This window comes from Acinetobacter sp. ANC_7635 (assembly GCF_056779945.1).
This window is the reverse complement of sequence record NZ_JBWYIS010000009.1, coordinates 39,801-64,307: the sequence shown is the minus strand read 5'-3', so window position 1 is coordinate 64,307 and position 24,507 is coordinate 39,801. Positions and strand designations below refer to the sequence as shown.

At 38.7% G+C, this 24,507-nt stretch carries 22 protein-coding genes; 13 read left to right on the top strand and 9 right to left on the bottom strand.

All coding sequences use genetic code 11. The features are described from left to right. Positions 1-7 precede the first annotated feature (7 nt). The 8 genes from AC1M89_RS10610 (at position 8) to AC1M89_RS10575 (ending at position 9,452) form a co-directional block, all read left to right on the top strand. Entirely contained in the window at positions 8-850 is an 843-nt protein-coding gene (locus tag AC1M89_RS10610; RefSeq protein ID WP_092767753.1) for an RNA methyltransferase, read from the top strand. Further along, complete coding sequence (cysE, locus tag AC1M89_RS10605; protein WP_035266113.1) at positions 843-1,655, top strand: serine O-acetyltransferase; 813 nt, start codon at positions 843-845, stop codon at positions 1,653-1,655. Before AC1M89_RS10610 ends, cysE begins: the two co-directional genes overlap by 8 nt. 110 nt (positions 1,656-1,765) lie before the next feature. Beyond that, entirely contained in the window at positions 1,766-2,683 is a 918-nt protein-coding gene (locus AC1M89_RS10600) for an ABUW_2363 family tetratricopeptide repeat lipoprotein (protein WP_481597795.1), read from the top strand. Between the two features lie 116 nt (positions 2,684-2,799). Then, positions 2,800-4,803 carry an esterase/lipase family protein gene (locus tag AC1M89_RS10595; protein WP_481614225.1) on the top strand — a complete coding sequence of 668 codons (2,004 nt, stop codon included), beginning with the start codon at positions 2,800-2,802 and terminating at the stop codon, positions 4,801-4,803. Between the two features lie 230 nt (positions 4,804-5,033). After that, the gene (antA, locus tag AC1M89_RS10590; protein WP_035266117.1) at positions 5,034-6,470 is read left to right on the top strand and encodes an anthranilate 1,2-dioxygenase large subunit; all 1,437 of its coding nucleotides are present in this window, start codon (positions 5,034-5,036) and stop codon (positions 6,468-6,470) included. Between the two features lie 2 nt (positions 6,471-6,472). Continuing rightward, positions 6,473-6,964: an anthranilate 1,2-dioxygenase small subunit gene (gene antB, locus AC1M89_RS10585; protein WP_035266119.1), complete on the top strand. Its 492-nt coding sequence runs from the start codon at positions 6,473-6,475 to the stop codon at positions 6,962-6,964. Between the two features lie 11 nt (positions 6,965-6,975). Next, the gene (antC, locus tag AC1M89_RS10580; RefSeq protein WP_481614202.1) at positions 6,976-8,010 is read left to right on the top strand and encodes an anthranilate 1,2-dioxygenase electron transfer component AntC; all 1,035 of its coding nucleotides are present in this window, start codon (positions 6,976-6,978) and stop codon (positions 8,008-8,010) included. Between the two features lie 98 nt (positions 8,011-8,108). Then, positions 8,109-9,452, top strand: a complete 1,344-nt coding sequence (locus tag AC1M89_RS10575; protein WP_092767747.1) for an MFS transporter — start codon at positions 8,109-8,111, stop codon at positions 9,450-9,452. 44 nt (positions 9,453-9,496) lie between these two features. Here AC1M89_RS10575 and AC1M89_RS10570 read toward each other — a convergent pair whose 3' ends face one another. Further along, positions 9,497-10,477, bottom strand: a complete 981-nt coding sequence (locus tag AC1M89_RS10570; RefSeq protein ID WP_481614201.1) for an AraC family transcriptional regulator — start codon at positions 10,475-10,477, stop codon at positions 9,497-9,499. Between the two features lie 458 nt (positions 10,478-10,935). Here AC1M89_RS10570 and AC1M89_RS10565 point away from each other — a divergent pair, with 458 nt between their 5' ends. After that, positions 10,936-11,973 carry an AraC family transcriptional regulator gene (locus AC1M89_RS10565; RefSeq protein WP_092767742.1) on the top strand — a complete coding sequence of 346 codons (1,038 nt, stop codon included), beginning with the start codon at positions 10,936-10,938 and terminating at the stop codon, positions 11,971-11,973. A gap of 48 nt (positions 11,974-12,021) precedes the next feature. Here AC1M89_RS10565 and AC1M89_RS10560 read toward each other — a convergent pair whose 3' ends face one another. Genes AC1M89_RS10560 through AC1M89_RS10540 form a run of 5 tightly spaced genes read right to left on the bottom strand, consistent with a single transcriptional unit; the run spans position 12,022 to position 16,881 of the window. After that, complete coding sequence (locus AC1M89_RS10560) at positions 12,022-12,966, bottom strand: SphA family protein (RefSeq protein WP_481614200.1); 945 nt, start codon at positions 12,964-12,966, stop codon at positions 12,022-12,024. Between the two features lie 53 nt (positions 12,967-13,019). After that, entirely contained in the window at positions 13,020-13,544 is a 525-nt protein-coding gene (locus tag AC1M89_RS10555; protein ID WP_481609115.1) for a flavin reductase family protein, read from the bottom strand. A gap of 19 nt (positions 13,545-13,563) precedes the next feature. Beyond that, positions 13,564-14,802: a styrene monooxygenase/indole monooxygenase family protein gene (locus tag AC1M89_RS10550; RefSeq protein WP_481609114.1), complete on the bottom strand. Its 1,239-nt coding sequence runs from the start codon at positions 14,800-14,802 to the stop codon at positions 13,564-13,566. 21 nt (positions 14,803-14,823) lie between these two features. Then, positions 14,824-15,609 (bottom strand): SDR family oxidoreductase, encoded by a 786-nt coding sequence (locus AC1M89_RS10545; protein WP_092767734.1) that lies wholly within the window; start codon positions 15,607-15,609, stop codon positions 14,824-14,826. Positions 15,610-15,630: 21 nt separating this feature from the next. Continuing rightward, a complete protein-coding gene (locus AC1M89_RS10540) occupies positions 15,631-16,881 on the bottom strand; it encodes a dienelactone hydrolase family protein (protein WP_481609113.1) in 1,251 nt (416 codons plus the stop codon). Positions 16,882-17,179: 298 nt separating this feature from the next. Between AC1M89_RS10540 and mutS the strand changes: the two genes are divergently transcribed. The 4 genes from mutS (at position 17,180) to AC1M89_RS10520 (ending at position 22,043) form a co-directional block, all read left to right on the top strand. Continuing rightward, entirely contained in the window at positions 17,180-19,831 is a 2,652-nt protein-coding gene (gene mutS / locus AC1M89_RS10535; RefSeq protein WP_481614199.1) for a DNA mismatch repair protein MutS, read from the top strand. Positions 19,832-20,066: 235 nt separating this feature from the next. Further along, positions 20,067-20,390 (top strand): ferredoxin FdxA, encoded by a 324-nt coding sequence (fdxA, locus tag AC1M89_RS10530; protein WP_035266386.1) that lies wholly within the window; start codon positions 20,067-20,069, stop codon positions 20,388-20,390. 131 nt (positions 20,391-20,521) lie between these two features. After that, positions 20,522-21,241 (top strand): D-Ala-D-Ala carboxypeptidase family metallohydrolase, encoded by a 720-nt coding sequence (locus tag AC1M89_RS10525; protein ID WP_035266384.1) that lies wholly within the window; start codon positions 20,522-20,524, stop codon positions 21,239-21,241. Between the two features lie 136 nt (positions 21,242-21,377). Next, positions 21,378-22,043 carry an O-methyltransferase gene (locus AC1M89_RS10520; protein WP_035266381.1) on the top strand — a complete coding sequence of 222 codons (666 nt, stop codon included), beginning with the start codon at positions 21,378-21,380 and terminating at the stop codon, positions 22,041-22,043. 279 nt (positions 22,044-22,322) lie between these two features. Here the strand turns inward: AC1M89_RS10520 and AC1M89_RS10515 are convergent, their stop codons facing one another. From AC1M89_RS10515 to AC1M89_RS10505, 3 genes are all read right to left on the bottom strand, one after another. Continuing rightward, positions 22,323-23,165, bottom strand: a complete 843-nt coding sequence (locus AC1M89_RS10515) for a universal stress protein (protein ID WP_035266378.1) — start codon at positions 23,163-23,165, stop codon at positions 22,323-22,325. A gap of 110 nt (positions 23,166-23,275) precedes the next feature. Next, complete coding sequence (locus AC1M89_RS10510) at positions 23,276-23,893, bottom strand: DapH/DapD/GlmU-related protein (RefSeq protein WP_092767727.1); 618 nt, start codon at positions 23,891-23,893, stop codon at positions 23,276-23,278. Then, positions 23,880-24,482: an IMPACT family protein gene (locus AC1M89_RS10505; protein WP_481614198.1), complete on the bottom strand. Its 603-nt coding sequence runs from the start codon at positions 24,480-24,482 to the stop codon at positions 23,880-23,882. The genes AC1M89_RS10510 and AC1M89_RS10505 overlap by 14 nt, the downstream gene beginning before the upstream one ends. Between the last annotated feature and the right edge of the window lie 25 nt (positions 24,483-24,507).

Here is a 24,507-nt window from a genome sequence, read left to right as displayed (position 1 = left end):
AAGATTTATGAATTTAATTGATAATGCTGCTGTCTCAGCGCATTTGTCTCATGTGCGTATTGTCATGGTGAATACTACCCTGCCTGCGAATATCGGTAGCGCACTTAGAGCAATGAAAACCATGGGGCTTTCAAAATTGGTTTTAGTTGCACCTAAAACTTATCCTCATCCTGATATTGATGCACTTGCAGCCGGTGCAACCGATTTAATTGATCAAATTCAGATTGTAGAAACGCTTGAAGAAGCCATCGCAGATTGTCATTTAGTCTTTGGTACAAGTGCTCGTAGCCGAACTATTCCATGGCCTTTATTAGATGCTCGACCTGCTGCTGATAAATCGATGCAAGCGGTGATCAAAGAACAACAAGAAATTGCCGTAATATTTGGGCGCGAAGATCGCGGATTAACCAATGAAGAGTTGGCCTTGGCGAATTACCATGTGACCATCCCTGTGAATACAGACTATGGGGTACTCAATGTCGCTCAAGCCATTCAAATTATTTGCTATGAAATGCGAATGGCGACCACGGCTCTCATGGAACAAGTTGAAGATCCTCAAGCAGTTATGAAAGTGACTGATGAAGATTCTATGCATTGGGATGAGCCGTTGGTAACACATCAACAGATGGAACAATTTTATCCTCATTTTGAAAAAATGTTGCACGAAATCGAGTTTTTAGACCCAGAAAACCCACGATTATTGCCTTTACGCTTGCGTCGCTTATTCGGACGTATACAATTAGATCGTATGGAGTACCATCTTCTTAGAGGTATTTTCAGTCGTGTTCAGGCATTGAACAATGGCACATGGAAAAAGTCAGATTCTAAAGAGAAATCAAAAGATGCTTAAACAGCTTAAAGAAGATATTCAAGCTGTGTTCGCCCGCGATCCTGCCGCGCGCAACACATTTGAAGTTTTAACCACTTATCCCGGAATTCACGCACTGATTATGCATCGTGTTGCGCATGAGCTTTGGAAAAAAGAGTGTAAAACTTCTGCCCGCATGCTGTCTTCTTTTAGTCGTTTCGCAACTGGTATCGAAATTCACCCAGGTGCCAAAATTGGCAAACGTTTTTTTATAGATCACGGTATGGGTGTGGTCATTGGGGAAACAGCTGAAATTGGTGATGATGTGACGCTCTATCATGGCGTGACATTAGGTGGCACCACTTGGAATAAAGGCAAACGTCACCCAACTTTAGAAGATGGTGTAGTCGTTGGCGCAGGTGCGAAAATTTTGGGACCATTCACCGTGCATAAGAATGCGAAAGTAGGCTCAAATGCTGTGGTCACTAAAGAAGTCCCTGAAGGTGCTACTGCCGTAGGTAACCCAGCGCGATTTATTATCAAAAATCAGCAAAAAGATTTGGACAAAGAATCTGAACGACGCAATTATGCAGAAAGCATCGGTTTTCAGCCTTATGCGACAACCCAAGATCAATCAGATCCTATGTTAGAAGGTATGCGGGTATTGTTGGATCGTATACAGCACAATGAAAAGCGCATGAACACTCTATGTCAGCGACTTTCATTACTTGATCCAACATTTAATAACGCACAAAGTAATGGACAACCATTTAGCGCTGAAGAGTTAAAAATCATTGACGAAGTTCGTCGTGAGTGCGAAGCTCAAACTGCACAATCAAAAGCTTAATGTATAAGTTTGACTAAGTTAGGTGAATCTGAGTTGCATGTTGTTTCGACTTTTCATAGACTCAGATACAACCTGAACTAGAATTTAAAAACATAATATTGGAAGAAAATATGACGATTAAGCCCCTCATTGCCACCATGATCGCTGTTTCATTATTGAGTGCTTGTAGCTCTCCAGCAGTAAAAAAACAATCTAAAACAAACGATCCAATCGTCTTTTCTGAGCCTGATTTAAGTGCGCCATTTTATGCATTAAATCCTTTTAATTATAGCCAACCACCAGTATTCGAGCTTGAACTAAAAAAAGCTGCTGCTGCACCACTTCAAAAACTTGAGGTGACTGATCCTAATAATCCAAACAGAAAGATGATCCTCGACCAAAACAAATTAATCGTACCGACTGTGAATAGTTCACAACGTGCGATGAAATACACGGTTTTAGCGGGTCAAAATGAAATCGATATTACAGAAATTGATGACTTCCTCCAGATGGTTGAAGGTAAAGCACGTCACTATCCTCCTCGCTTTACAGATCGTCAAGAACGTCGCGGTTTTGAAGCTAAATTACGTGAAGTTTCAGCTCAACTAGATACTTTAGCAGCGAAAGATAACGCGTCATTCGATATCCTAATTCGTGCATTTAAAGCAAGTATATTGGGTCGTAACCTCGATCTTGGTTCTGCTTATACCACTAAATCATTAAAATATGCACAACAAATCCTGAAGATCAACAAAGAAGATGCTGAAGCGAACTTCTGGTTTGGTTTCTCTTTGTCTGAAGGTGGTGGTCAAAAAGAAGCTATTCCATATATCGATAAGGCCATCAAGGCAGGTGTTCAAGAAGCTTATCTCGTAGCTGTTAATAACTACCTCGCATTGAATCAAAAGAAAAATGCAATCACAACTTTAAAAAATTACAAAGTGAAATATCCTGAAGAAACTGAAGTTGCTGACCGCTTAATTCAAGAAATTGAGAAACAAGGTCGTTACAATGTTTGGCAAATTTTAAACAATCCAGCGAAATCATAATCTTATTTCATAAAAAAATAGACTGATCATTCAGTCTATTTTTTTTGGAGCTTATTTTTATATCCAAAAAAATAACGTATGCTCAGCGTTAATGATTCATGCTGACAGTTGAAAATATGTTTATGATGAACAATAAATACATTGGCGCCCTACTGCTCGCAACACCACTATTTATGACAGGTTGCCAAGTCGTCAGTGTAAAAAATCAAGCGCTTAATGTCTCGATCGCGAATGAACGAGATAGCATATTAACGCGTAAAAAAATGAGTGAAGCGAGTCTGAATGTTCTCTCAATGACAGGCAGTGAGGCTGAAAGTTGTTCTAATGATCCCGATAAATGTGTATCTGATCTAAAAAAAATTAAACAAATTCAAGATGAACAACTTTATTCAACTGCAAGTGAAGCATATTTGACACGGGCATTAGCCCTCAGTAATTCTTCTGCTTGTAATACCAGTTTAATTAATAAATATCAGTCAGAAGAAAAGAAAAAAATTCATCAAGAAAACTATAGTCAATGTCTTGACCAACAGTTAGCAATGCTTGATAAAAGTATTCGTTATAGTTATGCCTATCTATTCAAGACAAAACGCCAACCAAGCGACCGTATTTTCGATAATAGACAAGTTCAAATACGAGATTTCTACAATCAAGCCTTGGCGAAAATGGTGATGACCTACGGTATGCGCTATACGGGTGAAAAAGTTCCCAAACAAATAAAAATTGGTGAAAGCATTTATACCATCAACTATGACCATTACCCTCAGATTGCTAATCAAAAATTAGATAGCCTGCTTTCAAGCTACAATCTCAATTTTAGTGGCTTGCGTTCGATTAACCGTCGGGATGGTTTCGGTGCGGAATTTGTCGCAACGCTTCCAGCGCCAGAGCGAAATAGCGATTCAGGTAAATATATTGTAGATCCATTAAATCACGCTTATAAAAATGGTCGTAATCCTAACATTCATCCGCCACGTTATCTTTCAGTCACGATGACCGCTGAGCCTGCGCGTCAAAGTAATGTAGAGAATATTCTGAATGACCCGCATTTCACCCTGAATATTTATGATCCTTATGGATTAGATCAATTAAATGTAGGTGGAAAAGTTTATCCTTTAGCTGCGAATTACTCTGCACCTTATGGTTTGTGGCTTGCCGAAAATAACTTAGGTGCTGCTGCATATTTGAGTTTGATTGATCGTGACAATACAATCACAATGCCCCATCTCTTTATGCTCGAACCCTATAATCCAAACAAAAAAATTATTGTTTTGGTGCATGGACTTGCAAGCAGTCCAGAAGCTTGGATTGCATTAACCAATGACATTATGGGAGATAATGTTCTAAGAGAGCATTATCAAGTTTGGCAAGTATTTTACTCAACCAATATGCCAATTTTAGAAAGTCGCTTTCAGGTGAATGCGATCATTCAACAAGCATTTAATTCACTTGATCAATCTACGGCGTCAGCTAAAGATGCAGTTCTGATTGGACATAGTATGGGTGGTATTATTTCAAGATTATTGGTGAGCCAAGCTGATTTAACACAACCTGCATTGTCTCAATTAAAAAATTCTCAAATTAGCCGTTTTAAGAATGAACCGTTATTTAAAGCTCGTTTACAAATCAAACCTGTGCCACAATTTAATCGTGCTATTTTCTTAGCAGCACCGCACAGAGGCACAGATTATGCTGATCGTTGGTTTACACGAGCTGCGCGTAAAGTGATCAAATTGCCAGGTGCATTTTTGGGTGCATTTGCTGAATCGCTCTCAGATAAAGATATTAATATTAAACATTTTGTCAAAGACTTAGGTCATGGATTGATTCAAAATGGTCCGAGTGATCTGAGTCACAACTCTCCTTTCACCAAATTAACCTCACCTGTGACGCCAATTAAAGGATTTAAATTTCACTCCATCATGGGGAATGTGACTGAGAGTAAAGATCCTACTGTTATGTCAGATGGGATCGTGCCTTATCAGAGTGCGCATCTTAAAGGGGCACAATCTGAGATTATTATCAAAGGTGGTCACTCAATTCAGGAAACGCCTGAAGCTGTGTTGGAATTAAGACGAATCCTAAGACTTCATTTGACAGAGCTTGGAATTGCCAAATGACGATTTCCTTTAGCTTTTATCAGCCGATGTATCAAAGATGCATCGGCTTTTTGTTTTTATAGTCCCAAAGGACGACTTTTGAATCCCACTCATATTTTTAACTACCTTCTCTATAAAATATTTGAGAAAAAATGGATAACGATTAGAACAAACTGGATAGCCTGACTCCGTTAATCACTGTTCAATAGATTCAAAGATAAATGAAATCAAGTGATATAAGGAGTTAGACCATGGGATCTCGTAGCAGCATCGAATGGCATGATTTTATTGAAGGATGTATCGATTTTCGACCAGAGGATGGCGTCTATCGTATCGCACGTGACATGTTTACTGAACCAGAACTTTTTGATCTAGAAATGGAAATGATCTTTGAAAAGGTATGGATCTACGCGTGTCATGAAAGTGAAATTCCAAAACCAAATGACTTTGTCACTGTTCAAATTGGTCGCCAACCGCTCATCATTAACCGTGATGGTCAAGGTAATTTAAATGCAATGGTCAATGCCTGCGAGCACCGTGGTGCTACATTGACCCGAGTTGCTAAAGGTAATCAATCCACATTTACCTGCCCGTTCCATGCTTGGTGTTACAAATCGGATGGTCGCCTCGTAAAAGTTAAAGCTCCTGGTGAGTATTGTGATGACTTTGATAAATCTTCACGAGGTCTAAAAAAAGCACGTATTGCAAGTTATAAAGGATTTGTCTTCGTTAGTTTAGATACAACAGCTACAGACACCTTAGAAGATTATTTAGGTGATACACGTGTTTTCCTTGATCTTATGGTTGAACAATCACCTACAGGTGAATTAGAAGTTTTACCGGGTAAATCAGCATATACCTTTGCTGGAAACTGGAAGCTACAAAATGAAAATGGTGTAGATGGCTACCACGTAAGTACTGTTCACTATAACTATGTCTCTACAGTTCAATATCGTCAGCAACTGAATGCACAAAAAGGGACAGGACCAAAGGACACACTTGATTACAGTAAATTAGGTGCTGGTGATGACACAACTGATGATGGTTGGTTCTCATTTAAAAATGGTCATAACGTTTTGTTTAGTGACATGCCTAACCCAACTGTACGTCCTGGTTACGCAACTGTGATGCCATATCTGGTTGAAAAATATGGTCAAAAACGTGCTGAATGGGCAATGCATCGTCTCAGAAACTTGAACTTATACCCAAGCCTTTTCTTTATGGATCAAATCAGTTCGCAACTTCGTATTATTCGTCCAGTTGCGTGGAATAAAACTGAAGTCATTAGCCAGTGTATTGGTGTTAAAGGTGAGTCGGCTGAAGCACGTCGTAACCGTATTCGTCAATTCGAAGATTTCTTCAACGTATCGGGCTTAGGCACACCTGACGATTTAGTCGAATTCCGTGAACAACAGCGTGGTTTCCAAGCTCGTTTAGAACGCTGGAGTGACATTTCGCGCGGTTATCACAAGTGGAATTATGGCGACAGCCCGAATGCTCAAACATTAGGGATCAAACCAGTCATCACGGGTACTGAAATCACTCAAGAAGGTTTATATGTCAATCAACACCAAGTTTGGCGCGATCTCATGTTAAAAGGCTTAAAAAATAAAGCACTTAAACTCACTGAAGATACTTCTGAACCACACGAATGCCCTGCATCACAAGCGACAACTGAGGAGGCTTAATCATGACACAAGCTCTTGTACATCAAGTTTCTCAATTTTTATATGAAAAATCTGCGCTTTGTGACAACTATGAATGGGACGCATATCTAGAACTCTATGACGAAGACAGCGAATACCACATTCCACAATGGATTAGTGACCATGAATACGTCACTGATCCAAACCAAGGGCTTTCATATATCTATTATGAAAATCGTGCTGGCCTTGAAGATCGCGTATTCCGTATAGGAACTGGTAAAGCTGCATCAGCTACGCCCCTTCCGCGTCTCATGCATGCGATTCACAACATCCGTGTAAAAACACTTGAAGACGGATTATTAGAAGTTAAAGCGGGTTGGTCGACATTCTATAACCGCCAAGGTTTAGAAGGCTATTTTTACGGGCATGTCACTTATATCCTTCGTCAACATGAAGACACTTTCCGCATTCGTAAACAGCACACCATTTTGTTGAATGACAAAATTGATTCTGTGCTCGACTTCTATCACGTTTAAGGAGTAAAAGAATGAGTCATTCTGTTGCACTCAACTTTGCAGATGGTAAAACGTTCTTTATCTCTGTGAATAATGATGAGCTTTTACTTGATGCTGCGTTCCGTCAAGGTATCACATTGCCTTTAGACTGCCGTGAAGGCGTTTGCGCAACCTGTCAAGGGCAATGTGAAAGTGGCAATTACACTCAAGATTATGTCGATGAAGAAGCATTAACCGAACGTGATCTGGCAGAGCGTAAAATTTTAGCTTGTCAAACACGAGTGCAATCGAATGCTGCATTCTATTTCGATCATGACTCAAGTTTCTGTAATGCTGGTGAAACACTTCAACTCGAAACCAAAGTGACTCACGTAGAATTAGTCTCTGAAACTACGGCAATCATTCATGTAGATGCCAGTCAACATACGCAGAAAATTAATTATTTACCGGGTCAATATGCTCGATTAAAAATTCCTGGTGCAAATGATTGGCGTTCTTATTCCTTTGCCAATTTACCCAATGAAGGTAATCAATTACAGTTTTTAATTCGCTTACTCCCGCAAGGTCTCATGAGTGACTATCTGCGAGATCGAGCAAAAGTTGGGGATACAATTTTACTCGAAGCACCTTTAGGAAGTTTTTATCTTCGCGAAGTGGAAAAAGAAAAGCCATTAGTCTTTGTCGCAGGAGGTACTGGATTGTCAGCATTTTTAGGAATGCTAGATCAAATTGTGAAACAACCTCAAATTCCACCAGTACAACTATATTATGGTGTAAACAAAGAGCAAGATTTGTGTGAACAAGAAAGGTTAAAAGCATACTCAGCTAAGATTCCACACTTTGAGTATCATCCCGTAATCGGACAACCTTCTAATGATTGGACTGGAAAAAAAGGATTTATCCACGAACATTTAGATCAATCGCAATTAAGCGAATCAGCATTCGATATGTATTTGTGTGGTCCGCCACCAATGATCGATGCTGTCAAAAATTGGTTAGCTGATCACCAGATAGACAACGGACGTGTTTACAGTGAGAAGTTTATTCAAAGTCATAGCTCAAGATAATTAAATGAGCTGATGACAATCACTAAGGACTATCGTTAATATTCTTTGCAAACGATAGTCCTTTTTTGTTCTAACGTTTGAATATATGGAAATTTTAAATGCAAAAAATAATTGTAAATGACGTTATTGATCGGGAAAAAATGTCCCCTTTACAATGGACAGTTTTCTTTCTGGGGTTTTTGGTTTTTTTCTGTGATGGATTAGACACTGGCATCTTAGGCTTTATTGCACCAGCATTGTTAGATGATTGGGGGATTTCAAAACCAGATCTAGCACCTGTGCTCAGTGCGGCCTTAGTAGGCATGTCGATCGGCGCCATTATCTCAGGACCATTATCAGATAAATTTGGACGCAAGGGTGTCATCGTAATGACGACTTTGTTGTTTTCAATTTTCACCATCATGTGTGGATTTGCTTCTAACACACAAGAACTTATGATCTATCGTTTTATTACAGGGGTCGGACTTGGTGCGGCTATGCCGAATATCAGCACAATGGTATCCGAATACATGCCTCTAAAACGTAAAGCATTCCTGACCGGATTAGCAGGTTGCGGATTTATGTTAGGGATCTCAAGTGGCGGTGTCTTATCTGCGTTCTTATTAGAGAATCAAGGGTGGGCAAATGTCATTATTATTGGCGGTGTAATCCCACTCATTGTATTGGTATTTTTGATTACCAAGTTACCTGAATCACCTCAATACCTCATCAAACAAAATCGTCAAGAAAAAGCAAAACCAATTCTTGAGAAGATTCACGGTCAAACATTTGATCAAAGTACTGTATTTGTTCTACCTGAAGCAGAAGTATTAGATCCTAAACAAAGCCCTGTTAAAATTTTGTTTAGCAAATACTTTTGGGGTTCGGCAATGCTTTGGCTGTGTTGCTTTACCAGCCTAATGGTGTTTTATCTGTTAACCAGCTGGATGCCAACTATTCTTAAAACCGCTGGATTTACAACAGAGCAGTTTAGTTTAATTGCAGCGATTTTCCCATTCGGCGGTGTAATAGGTGCATGCTTTATGGGGTGGTATATGGATAAAGTTAATCCAAATACTGTGATTAAATATTCTTATCTCGCAGCATTTGTATTGTTCTTCGTTGCAGCATTCGTAAGCCAAAGTATTGTTTTACTCGGTATTGCAATTTTCTTAATTGGCGCATTATTAGTGGGTGCTCAATCATCACTACTTCCATTAACAGCACTGTTCTACCCTTCAGTGTGCCGCGGTGTAGGTGTTTCATGGATGCATGGTATTGGTCGTATCGGTGCGATCTTAGGTGCGTTCTACGGATCACTGATTTTTACTTTTGAATTATCTCTTGCAGGTATTTTCTATGTCCTAGCAATTCCGACATTTATTTCGTTTATTGCGCTCGCATTAAAAGGACTAAAACAACCTGAATCAGCCAATACTGCAACTGCAGAGGTAACGCAGTAATCTCAACTCAGTCATTAAAAAGCCCCAATCAAGGGGCTTTTTTTTTAAACCATTATTTTAAGTGTTTCACTCGGGAGAACCCCATATTTGGCTTTGTATTCTTGAGAAAATCGTCCTAAATGTCTGAATCCCCAGTCATAAGCCAATCTCGAAATGGAAATATTTGCATTGTTCTGCAGCAAAGCATGATGAATCTGTTCAAGTCTATAGTTTTTTAAATAATCCATAGGACTCATATGCAGCGCTTGTTGAAACTCACGGTATAAAGTCGATTTTGAAGTTCCCGATATCATGACTAAATCTGATGCATCCAACTCTTGATCAGCAAAACGATGGATAAACTCTCTGACCACCATGACTGGCTTCGGAAGCTGATACTCTTGGAGCGATCTTAATTCATTGGAATAATTATTCTGCTGGGTTAAAAGCAAAGCCTTAATCAAAAAACTTTCATAATCTTGAGAAAGCAGATTTAAACCATCAAAACGAGAATAATCTTGCCTGAGCGATAAACATTGTTGAATATTATTCCACCACAATCTTAGGAAGTTATCTTCACTAAATGGCATATCTGGCTCAAAAATCACCCGCTCTTTAACAGGTTTAGAAAGCAAATTGGAAAGTACAGATTTGACACTTTCTTCAGGAATCACCACTTGAAATTTTTTACAATTACGGTGAATGATGAGTTCTTGCTGATCCTGACTAGAAACAATGATTCCATTATTACTATGTGATAAATGAGTTTCTCCATTCATACGCAATGTTTGCTGTCCATGAATAGGCAAACTGATACTGTATGCACCTAGCTGCTGAATTTGAATAGATACATCTGTGCCATAACTGATACAGCCAATTGCCATTTTTTTAATCGGCAAGCGTATACCTGAATAATGAAAATCAAGCTGATCTTTACGAGCAGTTTCTAATTGATGTGAACCACAAATAAGGCTCATTAATCGTTGAGCAACATTCAATTCACGCGATGCGTGACTAAGATCCTTATGTTGGCTGAGTGTGATCATCCTGTTCACCTAGCTATTTTGAATCATGATAAATACTATAAAACATTTTTAATAATAATGTCGAAATAAAGTCTCTTCGCTTCGACTAAATATTTAAATATATTTTTGAACACAGATTAGTAAATTAAAAAATACTAATTTGGTATCTTATATTACTTAATAGGTATTTTAATTTTTTATTATTTTTCATTAACTTATATTAAAATTACAATGATAAAAAATTCGGTTTTATTTGACATTCAGCGATTATAGAGATAGATTTTTAAATAACGTCCTAAGGATAGGACTGATATAAATAAATGTAATTTTTTCAATTACCACTATAGCTATTAAATTTTAAAATTATTATTTCTGGTCTGAATATTGCTTCATTTATTTATATCGTAAATCTCATTCCATGATATCAATTTAACACTACTGTCATGGTACGGACTACTAATGAGCCAAAAGGATTCACAATGAACCAGCTTCATTCCTCTCAGCTAACTGGGCAAAATTTTAGTAATGAATCAATTTTCAACAGTCAAAACTTGGTCTTCAATCAAGCAGATTTGAGCGAAACTTGTAAAAATGTAGGGCAAATTTTTAAGCCTCATGCTCTAAAAGTGTTAAAATCAGCTAAAAATTTTAGTGCAAGCATGCATCATGTTCAAACTGGGGCTCTTTCTATCAGCCGCTTGGAATATGGCGCAGATGTATTGATCGAACCAGATCAACTTGAAAAGTTTTATCTTATTCAGATTCCTACTCGAGGCTATGCTGAAATTGAATTTGGTCAAGATAAATTTATTTCATACTCAGAAGTAGCGTCAATTATCTCACCTGACCAGTCACTCAGAATGCGCTGGCGTGCTCACTCCCCTCAACTCATTCTCAAAATTTCAAAAGATGATTTTGCACATCATTGTCAGCAACATATCGTGAAATCTGAACAAAAAAATGTAATTTTTAATCCTCGACTTGATTTTACCACCCAATCTGGTGGTTATTTTCTGCAACTTTTAAGAACCATGATGGATGCACTTAAATGTGAGCATCATCCTCTCCACCACCCACTTGCATTTAAGCAGTTTGAATCAAATCTATTTAATGCGCTAATTTATGGACAACCAAATAATGCTTTTTTTAAAGCAAATTCTCATCATGAGAAAAAATTAGCGCCCTACTTTATCAAACGTGCTGAAGCATACATTCACCACCACTTACATGAACCACTCAACATAGAAGTCTTGGCTGAACAATCAGGTGTAAGTGCACGAACACTCTTTGCAGGATTCAAAAACCATTTTGGCATTACCCCTATGGCATATTTACGTGAGCTTCGTTTTGAACAAGCTCATCTTGAACTGATGAATAATGAACATGCCACGGTCACTGATGTTGCATTTAAGTGGGGCTTTACTCATTTAGGTCGTTTTTCACAAGAGTACAAACGTCGTTATGGCGAGCTGCCATCATCAACGCGTAAGATTACACAAAATTCACTCTTCTCTTAATTTTATGTCTGTCAATAAAAAAGCCTGTGAAATCACAGGCTTATTTGATTAGAAGTGATGAATGTATCGAATTTGAAATCGATCGCCTTCAGTTCTATTTTTTGCATCATGCTCGAAATATGCATTTGCGATGACATGATTTTTTGGCGAGTGACTATACATAAGTCCAGGTCCAACTGCCCACACACTTTCTTTGCGACCATCGACTTTTACACCATCAACTTTAGTATCGGTAAGCTGTTTTAAATAGTACCCACTTAAACCCAATCGAATCTGATCATGTACAGCATATTCAGATGCTAGGTTAATGTGTACTGCTTGCCCCGCTTGGATGTCATCAGCAGCACCAAAACCATAAGTTGGATCATCATTTTTAAAATTATACAAATAATGAGCGCGTGTCGAAGCTGTCCATTTCGGATTAAACCAATACGTTGCAGCCCAATATGGATTGAAGGAAAATGCATTATTACCCGGATTAATATCACGGTTTTGCTGATATTCCCCTGTTGGCAAATTTAGCTGAAATTCAATTCGATGAACAAATTTTGGTCCCTGTTCAGCCATGACTGGATCAAACTGGAGAAATGGACCAATCATCAAATCTCCAAATCCACTTTGAGCTTTTAAGGCTTGATTATTTAAACCATCGTCAACACTGATTTTACTTAAATAAGGGATAAGTAAATTCAGACCTAGACTTGAATGAGCAGTCGGTTTATAGGTCGACATGTAACTTAATTGCTCGACAATCACTTGATAATTTAAATCTGTTTTGGGCAGCGGAAGCCTTTGTCCACTCGCATCTCTCAACTTATCACTGTCATAATGTTGAAAATACGTTTGCGAATACCAACCAGGTCCAGCTGGTAGTACACCATCTAGAAAGCTGGTCATACCCAAATTCACAGTCGGTAAATCATAAGCAAGAACATGTGATGAGTTTGCTGTAGTAAACAAGGTTAAAGCACTTAATATAATTTTATTTTTCATGTGTATTTCCCATAAAAAACCACGATTATTCATCGTGGTTTTTAAAGCAATGATTAAAGGTCTGGATGGCACGCTGCAACTTGGTAACGACCAGCATGAAATACTAAGGGCTCACCAGCAGTTTGTTGATATTTTTGAATTTCACCGATAAAAATCAAGTGATCGCCACCTTCGTATTGCTGTACATTTTTACAAACAAGTGTAGCAAGTGCTTCGTTCAGTAATGGAACACCTGTATCACATTCACCATGATCAACTGTGGCAAACTTATCTTGTGCACCACGGGCAAAATGGGTAGAAAGCTGATGCTGCTCCTTCGTTAACATATGAACTGCAAAGTGCTCAGCTGCAACAAAATCAGGCAAACTTGGTGCTGTTTTCGACAAGCTCCACAACACAAGCGGTGGATCTAATGACAACGAAGAAAATGAATTGGCTGTCATACCCACTTTTCGTCCATCGGTTCCACGTGTGGTGATTACGGTAACACCTGTGGCAAACTGACCAAGAAGATTGCGAATCTCGCGAGGATTACTGACGTCAATCTCTTGCAGATTAATTTTATCTAATACATCCATTTTTAACACCTCAGTTCCATCAAGCCACTTGAGAAACTTGATCTGATTCTAATAATTCTTTCGCTGCGTTTTCGTCAAACCACCACGGTGAAAAGTTACGTGGATCATCAAAATTATTAACGATCTGAGAAGCTAAATTGTGATTTTGAGAGGCTGCACCCAGTAGCTCAACAACATGAGGTCGAGGTGGAACCAATAAACTATTTGTCCAGCTCACGACTTTTTCAGCATATGACCAATATTTCTCAAACGTTGACTCCATCCAATCTTCAGTAAACGGTTGATTACCGTGTGCTAAGATCGCATCGAAATAAACCTTGCTACACTTAGCTGCATTATTTGATCCTTGACCTGTGATTGGATCATTCACCACCAATGCATCTGCCATTCCAAATATTTTTTTACCAGAAGCCAATGTCATGACAGGTTTACGTACCGTTGGTGGGAAACGTCCTGCTAAATATCCGCCATGATCTGTCAGCGTTACGTCTTGACAACGCTCATATTCCCACGGCAAATGTTGTTTCAGAATTTCTAAGCTTTTATTTAAATGTTCTTCTGGTGTTTTAACTTCAGCCCAGCAATCCATAGGACCATTAGGAATCCCTTCAAAAACCATAATGTCACATGGACCATTTACTGTAAGCGCAGGAAAACAAAAATACTCACCCACCCCAGGAATAATATTAAAGCTCACTCTCGAGTATGGCGAAATTGGCTTCATTCCATTCACATAAGTCAAAGCCAATGCACGCTGAGGTTTGTCAAAAGTACTTCGTTCTGCGTCACGTACAAACTCTTTAACCACTTCACCTTTACCCGCAGCCAAGAGCACTAATTCATACTCGTCAGCCAAATGTTCTAATTCGTTTAGACCAACGTCTTGGAGAACAAACTTGCCTCCACGGCGCTGAAACTCTTCAAGCCAATAAGGCATCTTGACACGTTGATCAACAGATTGAGCATAACGCTCTAATCGCGCACTCCATTTAAATGCTCTTTCACCACTTGCTGGATCAACCAAAGCAAAACTAATACCTTCTACCGCTGGACAATGCTCTTCCCAAAAATTTAATCCTAAATCACGCTCAGTCTGTAACGCAGTATGGAACATACATTGACTAGACATGACTTTACCTTGACGAATCTCATCAGGAGTTTTATTCGACAAAATCGTGATGTCATATCCCTTATCAAGCAGTCCTAATCCAAGTTGAAGTCCTGACTGACCTGCACCAACAATTGCAATTTTTCTCATCTTTATTCTCCAATATTTAATTTATTCTGCTAAACGTGGTATTGCGGGTTGATTCGTTTCAGGCCCCATGACTGAATACCCACCATCTACCGCATAATCTGCGCCAGTCACAAAACTTGCAGCATCCGACAATAAAAAGGTCACTACATTTGCCACTTCTGCCGGATTACCCAAACGTCCCAAGAGATGATAATCACTTGCTACAGCATCAGCTTTCGCACGATTTTGTCCACTCACTTCAGAAATCACTCTCGACCAAGTCCAACCTGGTGAAACTGAGTTGACACGGATACCATCTGGCGCAAAATCCATTGCCATCGATTTGGTCAGTTGTAAAATTGCTGCTTTGGACACTGGATATAACCAACGTCCCGTTTGAGCACATTGCGCTGAAATCGAGGTGAAATTCACCACTGACCCTTTATTTTTTTGCAAATCTTCATATACGGCACGCGTTAGCTCAACAATAGACACCAAATTGATATCTAATGCTTTTAACCAATCTGATCGTGGTGATTTGAAACCATCATCAAGATAGGTACATGCCAAGTTCACTAAATAACTGACTTCACCTAGATGATTTCTAATGCTATTCACCGCTTCCTGAATTGCGATGTCTGAAGTTAGATCAGTTTGTATAAACATCACTTCATAAGGATGTTGCGCAGCTATGGTTTTTCCGTAATCATCAATGTCTAAAATGGCAACTTTAGCCCCTAAATTCACGAGACTTTGAACCACAGCCTGTCCAATCAACGTTGATCCACCACTGACAATGGCAACTTTATCTTTAATATTTAATTCCATTTTTTGCCCCATTTATTTTGATTATTCGATTGGCTTACCAACACTCGACTCCCAACTTGGCATCAAGCCATTTGAAGGAATATCTTCATCTAAAAGTTTTTTCGCTGTTTCTACACCTGCAACAGGCAATCCTTCTGGATTAAGTAGTCCGATTTGGACAAGTACAGAAGCTTGATCCCAATAAATATGTTCATGACAAAGTTTTGGACCTCTAAACTGAATGACCCCTAACATCGGAATTTCGACATATTTTCCAGTCGGTTTTACACCTGGTAATAACCAATCAATTTCAGTGTCGTGAGTGAAACTCATGATGAATTCATCCACAACCTGAGTAGATCCCACGGTTCTTGAAATTGAGGTGATTTTCATATCTTGAGGATTTTGATGTACAAAATGATATCGATAGAATCGCGCTAACTGGCTATATCCCACACCACCTGTCAATGTTGGAATATGATTCACATATGGTTGAGCGACCATCGTTGCCATGGTTGCTGGTACATCGCGCGTGTCGAACTCATGTCTAATATGCTCTTCCCACAATGCAACTAAGTCATAGTGAGGGCCAACCGTTTCATGTAATGCTGTTACGGTACGTTCATGGGCGAATCGCGCCGATGGTTTGTGATAATGATCGCTGTTCGGTCGTGCAAATGCGTGATCAACACCTTCATAAACATAGGCATGAATATGTTTAAATTGTGCGCATGCTTCAGTAATTTGATTTCGCGCTTCAGCTGGACAGAATTGATCAAGTTCAGCCATGTGTAGCACAAGCTTACCCTTCACATTCGAGAGTTCATCGAGCGCTTTTTCAATGCCTACACCGTAGTAAGCAACCGAACACGCTAAGTTATCAATACGGCATGCAGCCAAATATGCAAGTTTTCCACCAAGACAATATCCAACCACTGACTGACCCGTAGTCGTGTCACACGCATCTAAAGTCGTTAAAAAATCTAAACTTTCACGAATATCATTTACACCCTGATCTTCATCATATTGTTGATAAAGTTGAAAAGCTTTTTCAAAATCCTCAGGTGTATAACCTAAATCAATGTTTGGTGCAGTACGCCAAAATAGATCAGGGACTAAAACGGTATAGCCTTCCTCTGCGAGAATGTCAGCTTTTGCTCGCATCGCTGCATTGATACCAAATATTTCATGACACAATACAATCCCTGGACCTTTCTTCGCTTCTGGGACTGCCAAATACCCTGAATAGCGATTCCCTGATTTGGTAGTGATCTCAATCGTTTGACCTGTCATTTTTTCTTCCCTAAGACATCGAATATGATCTGATCATGAAATGAAATGCGATAACAAACTGTCCAAAAGATGCGGAGACTATCCAGAGACTGCTGATTCTTTACACAAAGAATTTGCATAAATGGATATCGAATTTAATTATTCAATGAACGAAATTGAGTCGTTGGTTATAATATTGGTTCGACTCATTTATCTTTTGCTAAAAATAGATCTTATAATCGATTTACGCATTTTTTCTCATGCTAAGCTTGAGCAGTACTTCTTCGTTTCAAAATTTAACTACAGGTTTTTTTCAAAGATGACTTTAGATCAATCCAATATCGATCTTTCAACATTGACGCCAATGATGCAGCAATATATGACGGTGAAATTACAGCACCCGCATTCGTTAATGTTCTATCGTATGGGTGATTTCTACGAGTTATTTTTTGACGATGCGCATAAAGCCGCCAAAATTTTAGGGATTACGTTAACCCACCGTGGTAAAGCGAATGGACAACCGATACCAATGGCTGGAGTTCCGTATCATGCAGCAGAAGGATACTTAGCGCGTTTAGTTAAAAAAGGTGAAACCGTTGTTATTTGTGAACAACTTGGGGAAGTCACTGGTAAAGGACCTGTCGAACGTGGTGTAGTCAGAATTATTACACCGGGTACATTGACAGACGACGCATTGCTGAATGCCCATCAGAGTTCAAATTTAGTATCCATCTGTATTAAATCTGATGAAATTGGTATCGCCCTATTAGATCTCAGTGCAGGTATTTTTAAAGTCCAACAACAAAGTTTTCAAGCTGAACAACTTCCTCTGGAACTTGCGCGTCTTATGCCAAGTGAACTTTTGATTGATGAGGATTTCAAGCATCCAGAAGTGGTTGAACAGATTAAGCAAATTCTTGATTGTCCCGTTACAAAACGCCCAAACGTAGACTTCAATCTGAATAATGCGCAAAAAACTTTATGTGATCAATTCGCCGTAAGTACTTTATCTGGTTTTGGAATTGAACATCTTGAGTTGGCGAAAGCAGCTGCGGCAGCTTTAATTCATTATGCCAAAGATACCCAAAAGACGGCATTGCCACATATTCGTTCAATTCGACTTGAACAAAGCTCCGACTTTATTGCACTTGATCCTGTGACGCGACGAAATCTAGAGATTATTGATCCTTTGTTTGAGCATGGCACTTCATTATTTGATTTAACCAACCAATGCCAAACGGCTATGGGTAGCCGACTGCTTAGTCGAACGTTAATGCAACCGATTCGTGATACTGCGTTGTTGGATCAGCGTCTAGATGCGATACAAACAATACTCTCTGGCTATCATGAATCTCCGATTCGTCTGGTATTAAAAGAAATCAGTGATATCGAACGCGTACTCAGCCGTGTGGCATTAGGAAGTGCGCGACCACGTGATTTAGTGCAACTACGTCAAGCCTGTGCTCAGATTCCGTATTTACGCCATGCATTAGCACCGATGACCTCAACACCGCAATCCGCTTTAATCAATCAATTGAATGAGGAATTGGGTGACTTTAATGGTTTACATCATCGCCTCATGTCAGCCATTGTGGAAAACCCACCTGTTCTACTCAGAGATGGTAATGTCATTGCAAATGGTTTTGATCATGAATTGGATGAACTTCGTCAAATACGTGATCATGCAGGACAATTTTTAATTGATTTAGAAATCAAAGAAAGAGAAACAACAGGTATAAACACACTAAAAATCGGTTATAACCGAGTGAGTGGCTACTATATTGAATTAACCAGAGCGCAAGCAGAACAAGCTCCTGCACATTATATTCGTCGTCAAACATTAAAAAATGCTGAACGTTATATCACCCCTGAATTGAAGTCTTTCGAAGATAAAGTGCTTTCAAGCGAATCACGTGCATTGGCTCGTGAAAAACTTTTGTTTGAAATGTTATTGGATGAATTACGTCAAGATATCGCCAATCTTCAAATGATGGCGAGCGCTATTGCTCAACTGGATGTTCTTACAAACTTTGCACATCTATCAAGATTATATAATTGGAATCGTCCGGAATTTAGCCCTGAAATTGGAATATACATTCAAGCAGGACGCCATCCCGTTGTTGAATCACTGATTAAAACGCCTTACACCCCAAATGATACTTATCTAGATATGCAGCATCGTATGTCGATTATCACAGGCCCAAATATGGGTGGTAAATCTACATTCATGCGTCAGACGGCGTTAATTACGCTATTGGCATATTGCGGTAGTTTCGTTCCAGCGAAATCTGCAAAATTGGGACCTATTGATCGGATCTTTACGCGTATCGGTTCAGCAGACGATCTTTCTTCTGGCAAATCTACATTTATGGTGGAAATGACGGAAACTTCTCAAATTTTACATCATGCCACTCAACAATCTTTGGTATTGATGGACGAAGTAGGTCGTGGCACAAGCACTTATGATGGTTTGTCATTAGCTTGGGCTTGTGTTCTTGATTTGACGCATCGCATTAAATGTTTATGTCTTTTTGCAACGCACTATTTTGAATTAACAGAATTAGGCATGGATCCGTGTATTGATAATTATCATGTCACTGCGCAAGAAGTGAATGGTCATCTCATCTTATTGCATAAGGTTCAAAAAGGTCCTGCAAGTCAAAGTCATGGTTTACAGGTCGCTAAACTAGCAGGTATTCCTCAAAACGTGATTAAAGAGGCTCAAGCTAAACTTAAAAAACTGGAGAAACTCCAACTGCAAACCCAACCTGTGCAAAAAGATTTGTTCTCTCAAGATTTATTTTCAAATAGTAACCCTGTAGAAAAAATTATTGAAGTTGAAAAAGTGGTTGAAATTCGTAAACCTTCTCAAGTTGAACAACTTCTTTCAGAAATTATTGTAGATGACTTAAGTCCAAGACAGGCTTTAGACCAACTCTACCAACTCAAACAATTACTCCAAAAATCTTAGTTCAAGCACACTCAATCAATAAGCCAGCGATCTGCTGGCTTTTTTTAATCATGATTTTTGAAATCAGAGGCAGAATGCCTGAGAATTTGCAAATTAGTGCGATCTCATCATAAATATTACTGATTTAGTAGCATCCCCTATATTAAATATCAAGAAAAGGAATTGTTAGTTTCGTTCAATTTGCCTAAAATACAGCATTCGTTATTAGAACCATATTTTTTAGGTAGCTGACGCCATGACCTTTGTTGTCACTGAAAATTGTATTAAATGTAAGTATCAAGACTGCGTAGAAGTTTGCCCAGTTGACTGTTTCTATGAAGGTCCAAACTTTCTAGTCATTAATCCAGATGAGTGTATTGACTGCGCGTTATGTGAGCCTGAATGCCCTGCAAATGCCATTTTCTCGGAAGATGAACTGCCTGAAGGTCAAGAAGTCTTTATCGAACTCAATGCTGAACTTGCAGAAAAATGGCCAAATATTACTCAGATTGGTGATCAGCCAGCTGACCGTGAAGAATGGAATGGCAAACCAAACAAATTGCAATATTTAGAAAAATAATCCAATGAGAGATCAGCTTCGGCTGATCTTTTTTATACCCAATTGGTACATTTATTTGCAATTTATACGCATTCTTGATAATCAATTAGCATAAAATAGAAACTTATTTGCTTTAGTAAAATTTATTTATAATGAAATTAATTTTGAAGGGCTTGTGCTCAATCAGTGCAATATCGTTGATATTGATTGGATGTACGTCCTCCCCTCAAAAAGGACGAACAATCGTCACCAATGATGGTCAACGCATATATATTCCACAAGAAAAAATAACCTATGAACGTCCAGCGCGACCAAAAGTCATGCCGAATTCTTATCGTGTTTGGCTGATGCAAGGTAATAACCAAGCTCAAGCACGAGAATATGAACAATACTTAGAACGTAATAATGTTGGCAATATTATCCCAAGTTTTGAACTCTTTAAATCAGCACGTGCTTGGCAGAAATGTGGTAAATCTGAATATATGGTTCCAAACCGTGAGCTATGGTCGAATCAGCTACCAACACTGAAAGTATTTAAATATCTCGTTGCAGCAAGGATTTTAACTGATTTTGAGGTTACATCTGTATATCGTGACCTTCCATTAAATCAGTGTGCTGGTGGCGCAGGTTCGTCTCGACACTTGTATAACTCAGCCATTGATTTCAGAATCGGTCCTGAATTTCCTCAGGCTGAAGATTATGCATTCATCGAAAATTCTAAATTTAAATTGTGCCAATTTTGGCAAAATTATGGTCAAAGCTTAAATATGGGCTTAGGTTTGTATGCGACTGGTCAAATACATATTGATACTCAAGGTTACCGAACTTGGGGACCCGATCTGACTCGAAATACATCTTTATGCCATTACTAATTTTAGATGATCACATTTAATTAAGAGGTCTTTGACCTCTTTTTTTTTGACTGATTTTTCAGCATCAAAGCATCAGAAATTTGCACATTCACTCGAAACGATTACAATGCACTGAACTCCCTACAGGTACTCAGTTATGCAACAACAATGGTCAGATATTGATGCTTATATTGAATCTCATCTGATGCCAGAAGATCCAATTTTAACTCAGACTCTACAAAATACAGCTGATAAGGGTTTTCCTGACCATCTAGCAGTTGCTGCTAACCAAGGCATGTTATTACAAATGTTGATTCAAATGAATCAGTGTAAGCGTGTGTTAGAGCTTGGAACCTTTGCGGCTTATAGCACCATGTGGCTAGCAAGAGCTCTTCCTGAGGATGGATATATTCTCACGATCGAGGGTCGTGATACACATGCAGCACTCGGTCAAGAAAATATCGACAATGCGAAATTAAAGCAAACGGTTGAATTAAAAGTTGGTCGCGCTGCGGATATTCTCAAATCTTTACCTGAAAATTTTGAGCCATTTGACTTTATATTTATTGATGCTGATAAACAAAGTTACCCAGAGTATTTAGAACTATCACTTAAATTTTCACGCTCAGGTACCATTATTTTTTTAGATAATGTGATTCGCGCTGGTGATATTTTGGATGAAAAAAATGTCAAACCAAGCATCGAAGGTATTCGTGAAATGTACCGCCTTATGCAGAATCATCCTCGACTATTGTCGAGTACAGCATTACAAACCGTCGGCAGTAAAGGACATGATGGTTTTGCACTGGCGATTGTCAAATAAATCTTAATACTAGTCATTAGTATCACTTAAAGGAGTATTCATCAATTTGAATACTCCTTTTTTTTGCACTAAAGCCCTGAAAAAGTTATCCCCGATTCCTGTTTGTATTCCTGTGGATAAAAATAAAATATTATGGCAAACACCTGATTTTCATAAGCTTTAATCAAAAGATTATAAAATAATCAAACCATAAAACCCTACTGTTCTAAAAATTTATCCACCTTCTACCAGTAAAGTTGAACCAATATTTATCAAGTAAAATTAATCAAAATTGATTGATCATTTAGCAACCAACAATGGAACGACTGAATTTCTAAATATATTGGTCGTAATACTGCCCAAGAAAAATTGTTTTACTTTACTGCGACTATAAGCACCTAGCACAATTAATTGAATTTGATGTTGTTGCTGATAATCTAAAATATTCTCAGCGACATCTCCAAAACGGTATTCAACAACCACATCCAATCCAGCTTCACGTAAATACTGAGCTGGGATATCAAGAATTTCGGGATGATCACCCACATAAAGCAAATGACACTGAAGTGTTCTTAATAAATCACTTTTAGCAACACGATGCATCATTTCTTTACAAGTCTGAGAATCTTCATAGGCGAAAATAAAACGTGTTGGTGGCTTAAAGGTTTCACCAACAGTTAAAACCGTACAACGAGCACCACGAATAAAATTCTCTACATTACTCCCTAAGCTTTTGTGTTTTTCCGCGGAGCGCTCACCTACTCGACCAATAATCGCAATATCATTTTCATTTAAAACATTGAAACTCTGTTCGAGGAAATCGCCTTTTTCTTGAATTTTTATCGGCGTAATACCATATTTTTCTTCAATCACTTCTGAAATATGTGAAAGAAGATTATTACTATAATCTAAAGCTAATTCACTTTGTTTTTGTTCTAATTCTGCGAGTTCTTTTAAGAGCATCGCATTACTTTCAAATCCAATCACACCACTAATTTCACCCAGATGATAACTTGCAGGATAGTAATCTAAAACCTGTAAAAGGACTAACTCACGTTTAGTTCGATCCGCAATCCAGGCTGCTGCTTCAGCTAAGGCATGAATACATGGGGATGAATCAATACACGCAATTACACGGTTCATGATTGCCTCACTTTGACATGATGTCTGATTGTTCTTTTCTTTAAACTATCATAGCTTTCGGGCAAATGAACATGGTTTATGTAATTTAATCCAATCTTTCGCGTTACGAATTATTCACGCATTCGTATAAATTGAGCTGGATTCCCTGCAACAACTTCTCTTGCCTGAATATCCTTAGTAACCATACTATTCATACCTACAATCACCTGTTCATGTATGGTCACGCCATCTTTAATGCCCACATGCGCCCCTAACCAAACATCACGATGAATCTCAATGCCTTTTGAGCGTACTGCTTGCTGGTAAATAGGTTGATCTAAACTCATGCCATGGTCAAATGCATAAAGATGACAATAAGCTGCGATCCGTACTTGGTCATGAATCTTAATCCCAACGCGTCCACCATCTAAAATACAATGATGATTAACGGCGACTTCAGACCCAATTTCTAAAGGACCATGCAAGGTACAATCCGCGGCAATAAAAGTATTATCTCCAATAATGATCTTCCGACCACGCTCAGCAAAAATATGGGCTAAAGGGGAAATGAAACAATTTTCTCCAATTTCAACAGTCTCCATGTCCATTAAATAGGCTTGATAATCTTTTTGCCAAGCTTCAGCCCATTCACGATGCTTTGCCTTGAGTGACCAATATAACCAAGGCATGTAATTCAAACGATGTTTATGTTGTTCTCGATACTTGAGTAAAGGATCATGTTCCGTCACGTTCGACATCCTCTATATTCAATTGTTCACGTCCACGAGTAACATCTTGGATTTTCAGTTTAAACGGCTCAATTTCATGAATTTGCATACGTGCAGTAATCAATACTCCAGAGTCAACATATTCTTCAATATATTCAATTTTTTGTTGATTTAGCTCGTATTGAAAAATCGACCACTCATTAAATTGGCATTTAAAATTTACAGTTTTCTTTTCGATGAGTTCAATTTTTTCGACCTGTAATAAGCATTGCCCTGCTACACCTCCGTATGCTCGTACCAAGCCTCCAGTTCCGAGTTTGATACCACCATACCAGCGGTTTACCAATACAATAATATTAGTGAGCTCATTCCCTTCAATCGTTGCAAGTATGGGTCTTCCAGCTGTTCCTGAAGGTTCTCCATCATCATTAAAACGGACTTGATGCCCAATTTTCCATGCCCAGCATTGATGGGTCGTCGAGGCATCAAAATACTGGTTTAAAAACTCTTTTACATCCTGTTCATTTTCCACAGGTGCGGTGATCGCCTGAAAACGGCTTTTCTTAATATCTTCTTCATAGATATAAATCTGAGCAAGAGTAAATGGCATGGTAAATTACAAAGGTTGAACTCAA